At 65.0% G+C, this 3,686-nt stretch carries 6 protein-coding genes; 2 read left to right on the forward strand and 4 right to left on the reverse strand.

Features of this window, described 5'->3' with window-relative positions; all coding sequences use genetic code 11:
* Positions 1–38 precede the first annotated feature (38 nt).
* Together EN742_RS27915 and EN742_RS27920 are read right to left on the reverse strand one after the other, a co-directional pair.
* A complete protein-coding gene (locus tag EN742_RS27915) occupies positions 39–1,016 on the reverse strand; it encodes a threonine/serine dehydratase (RefSeq protein WP_126057268.1) in 978 nt (325 codons plus the stop codon).
* Between the two features lie 117 nt (positions 1,017–1,133).
* Positions 1,134–1,457 (reverse strand): hypothetical protein, encoded by a 324-nt coding sequence (locus tag EN742_RS27920; RefSeq protein WP_127404967.1) that lies wholly within the window; start codon positions 1,455–1,457, stop codon positions 1,134–1,136.
* A 173-nt stretch (positions 1,458–1,630) separates the two neighbouring features.
* Here EN742_RS27920 and mbfA point away from each other — a divergent pair, with 173 nt between their 5' ends.
* Positions 1,631–2,614 (forward strand): iron exporter MbfA, encoded by a 984-nt coding sequence (mbfA, locus tag EN742_RS27925; protein WP_126057269.1) that lies wholly within the window; start codon positions 1,631–1,633, stop codon positions 2,612–2,614.
* A 9-nt stretch (positions 2,615–2,623) separates the two neighbouring features.
* On the opposite strand, the gene EN742_RS27930 is transcribed toward mbfA, so the two are convergent.
* Together EN742_RS27930 and EN742_RS27935 are read right to left on the reverse strand one after the other, a co-directional pair.
* A complete protein-coding gene (locus tag EN742_RS27930) occupies positions 2,624–2,968 on the reverse strand; it encodes an antibiotic biosynthesis monooxygenase (protein WP_126057270.1) in 345 nt (114 codons plus the stop codon).
* Positions 2,965–3,333, reverse strand: coding sequence for an NIPSNAP family protein (locus EN742_RS27935; RefSeq protein ID WP_127404966.1), 369 nt, complete (start codon positions 3,331–3,333; stop codon positions 2,965–2,967). Before EN742_RS27935 ends, EN742_RS27930 begins: the two co-directional genes overlap by 4 nt.
* A 172-nt stretch (positions 3,334–3,505) precedes the next feature.
* Between EN742_RS27935 and EN742_RS27940 the strand changes: the two genes are divergently transcribed.
* A partial coding sequence (locus EN742_RS27940) for a winged helix-turn-helix domain-containing protein (RefSeq protein ID WP_148670306.1) occupies positions 3,506–3,686 on the forward strand: 181 nt, incomplete at its 3' end.

Below are 3,686 nucleotides of genomic sequence, written 5' to 3' on the forward strand. Positions count from 1 at the left end.
GCTCCAGAACGACTCAGGCGTCCAATGCCCGCAGTCCCCTAAGCCGCCGCCATGATCTCCGCATAAGTGTCGAAATCGACATTGCCGCCAGAGAGCACGACGGCGACGCATTTGCCGGCGAGATCGATCTCGCCGGACGAGAGCGCGGCGAGGCCCACGCAGCCGCCGGGCTCGACCACCAGCTTGAGATGGGCCATGGCGTCGCGCATCGCCTGCGCCGTCGCCTTGTCGGACACGGCGACAGCGCCGGCGAGGTTTTTGCGGTTGATCTCGAAGGTGATGGCGCCGGGCTCGGCGGTGAGGATGGCGTCGCAGATCGAGGTGTGGCCGGGCTCGTTGGCGACCCTCTCACCCTTGGCCAGCGAACGGCGGGTGTCGTCGAAATGTTCCGGTTCGGCGGCCCAGACCGCGGTGTCCGGCGAGGCATCCTTGACGGCAACGGAGATGCCGCTCGACAGGCCGCCGCCGCCACAGGGAATGACGACCGCGTCGAGGCTGACGCCGAGAGCCCTGGCCTGGGCCATCAGCTCGAGGCCGATCGTGCCCTGGCCGGCGATGATGGCCGGATCGTCGAAGGGCGGAACCAGCGCCATGCCCTTGTCCAGCCAGGGACGAACCACCGTCATGCGGTCATCGCGAAAGCGGTCGAACGGAACCACCTCGGCGCCCATCTTGCGGACATTGCCGATCTTCATCGCCGGCGCGTCGGCCGGCATGGCGATGACCGCCTTGACGCCGAACATCGCGGCGGAAGCGGCGACGCCCTGCGCGTGATTGCCCGAGGAGAAGGCGACGACGCCGCGACCGCGCTCCGCCGCGCTCAGCGACGACAGTTTGTTGTAGGCGCCGCGGAACTTGAACGAGCCGGTGCGCTGCAACGTCTCCGGCTTGAACAGGATGCGGCCGCCATAGCGCTTGTTGAGCTCCGGCGATTCGATCAGCGGCGTCTCGACGATCAGGCCGGAGAGGCGCGCCGCGGCGTTGCGGATATCGGCGATGCCGGGAGGGACGGTCATGGGCGCGGCCTTGAGCAAACAGACCGCCCATGGTGCACGGAAAAGGCCGCGGCGCGCCAACGAAAAAATGTGATGGTTACAAGGTTGGCGGATTATAGCTGCCGTTGGCGCCGCCCCTCACCCCAACAGCGTTCTTTGCCTTTTGCTGCCGCCGAGCTTGCGCCAGGCGTTGAAGCGGTGGGTGGCGGCGGCGAACGAAATCTTCATCTGCTGAGCGACCGAATAGCGCGACTTGCCATTGTCGAACATGCGGTAGCAGCACTCGACGCCCTCTTCCGTCAGCTTGCCGTCGGGAGACTTGTTGTGCGGATTGGCGGGATCGAATTTCTCGACCTGCTGCTCGACCAGGCCTTTCAGGCGCTGCAGGTCGGCCTCGATGCTGGCGATGAGATCGAGGACAGGTTTCGGATCAAGGGCGTGCGCATGCTCTTTCGGCGGCATCCGGGGATTCCTTTCTTTTGGCTTAAGTTCAGCTATATAGGTGAACGTTCGGTAATAAAGAAGGCCCCGCCGGCAACCGGATCAACAAATCTTGCGCACGCCCGCAATGCGCGATTGACCGGCCGCGGGTCCAACCCTAGTTTAGAATAATTCTAATCTAGGGTGACTTGCTCATGCTTTCCCGTGTCTTCGGCTTCGGCCGCCGTTCCTTTGATTCGCTCAACGAGCAGGAGATCCTGGCGCTGGCCATATCCTCGGAGGAGGATGACGGGCGCATCTACCGCGCCTATGCCGACGGGCTGGCGCAAGACTTCCCGCAATCGGCCAAGGTGTTCGAGGCCATGGCGGAGGAAGAGGACGGCCACCGCGATTCGCTGATCGAGGTCTACCGCAAGCGTTTCGGCGAGCGCATCCCCTTGATCCGGCGCGAGCACGTGAGGGGCTATTACGAGCGCAAGCCCGACTGGCTGGTCAGGCCGCTCGGCATCGAGGCCGTGCGCCGGCAGGCCGAAGCGATGGAACAGCAGGCCTACCGCTTCTATGTCGAGGCCGCCAAGCGCACCACCGATGCCTCGACCCGCAAACTGCTCGACGAATTGGCGGTGGCCGAGCAGGGCCATGAGAGCTCGGCTCACCAACTGGAACAGGAGCATGTTCCGGGCGAGATCAAGATCGAGGAGGCGACGGCCGAGCAGCGCCAGTTCATCCTCACCTATGTGCAGCCGGGACTGGCCGGGCTGATGGACGGATCGGTGTCGACGCTGGCGCCGATCTTCGCCGCCGCCTTCGCCACGCACGACACGTTCCAGACCTTCCTGGTCGGATTGGCCGCTTCGATCGGCGCCGGCATTTCGATGGGCTTCACCGAAGTCGCCTCCGACGACGGCAAGCTGTCGGGCCGCGGCTCGCCGCTGAAGCGCGGACTGACCGTCGGCATCATGACGACGCTGGGCGGTCTCGGGCATGCGCTGCCCTATCTCATCCCGTTCTTCTGGACGGCGACGGCGGTCGCCGCCGTGGTGGTGTTCTTCGAATTGTGGGCGATCGCCTTTGTGCAGAACCGCTACATGCAGACGCCGTTCTGGCGCGCCGCGTTCCAGGTGGTGCTGGGCGGCGCGCTGGTCTTCGCGGCCGGCGTGCTGATCGGCAATGCGTAGCACCTTCTCTCACCCATTCACCGCCCGGCTATCCTGCGGCGCCTCGGTCCTGTCGGTGAGGCCGTAGTCGCGCACGACGTGGGCGATGCGCAGACGATAGCCGGCAAATATACCGCCGCGGCCGGCCTTCTGCGCCTGCCGGTGCTCTTCGGTGTTGCGCCAGGCTTTCACCGCGTCCTCGTCGCGCCAGAAGGACAGCGACAGGACGCGGTTCGGATCGGCGAGGCTCTGGAAGCGCTCGATCGAGATGAAGCCGTCGATGCCGTCGAGCTGGGGCCGCAGCGCCGCCGCGATGCCGAGATAGGCATCGCGCCTTCCCTGAGCCGGCTCGACCTCGAAGATGACGGCGATCATGCTTCCATCCCTTCCTTGACCGTTACGTCGGTCTGGAACATCTGCCGCGGCCCATGCGGACCTGACGCCAGTCTCAGGAAGATGCGGTCCTCCTTCAGGATAAATTTCTCGCGCCGCGCGAATTCGTAGTTCGCCTTGCCGGCCGGGTCGGCGGCAAGCCGGGCGCGGTAGGCTTCGTAGGCCGCGAGGTTCTCGATGTTGTAGGCGGCATAGGCGGTGGTGGCCGAACCTTCATGCGGCGCGAAATAGCCGATGAGGTCGGCGCCGCAGCGCGGGATGGCCTGCCCCCAGGCGCGGGCATATTGCTCGAATGCCGCCTTGCCGAACGGGTCGATCTCGTAGCGGATGAAGCAGGTGATGGTCATGGTCGTCTCCTCGTCGGCTTGGGTTTGCTGCGGCGACAGTTAGAGCACGCTCGAAGCATCGCGCGCTTCGGGTGTGATAGGCAATCCGATGTCAGGAGCGTCGTCGCCATCTCCTTGATCTGACCGCAGGATAGTGGTTTTCTGGCGAGAATGCTTCGATGGAGATGAAACTATGCGCGAAGGACCGGACATTGCCCGCACCGCCAGCCTGGTCGGCGATCCGGCCCGTGCCAACATGCTCACCGCGCTGATGGGCGGCACGGCATTGACCGCATCGGAACTGGCGCTCGAGGCCGGCGTGTCGCTTCCGACGGCCTCCTCGCATCTGTCGAAGCTGATGGAGGGTGGATTGC

This window comes from Mesorhizobium sp. M4A.F.Ca.ET.020.02.1.1, from assembly GCF_004022645.1.
Lineage (GTDB): Bacteria > Pseudomonadota > Alphaproteobacteria > Rhizobiales > Rhizobiaceae > Mesorhizobium.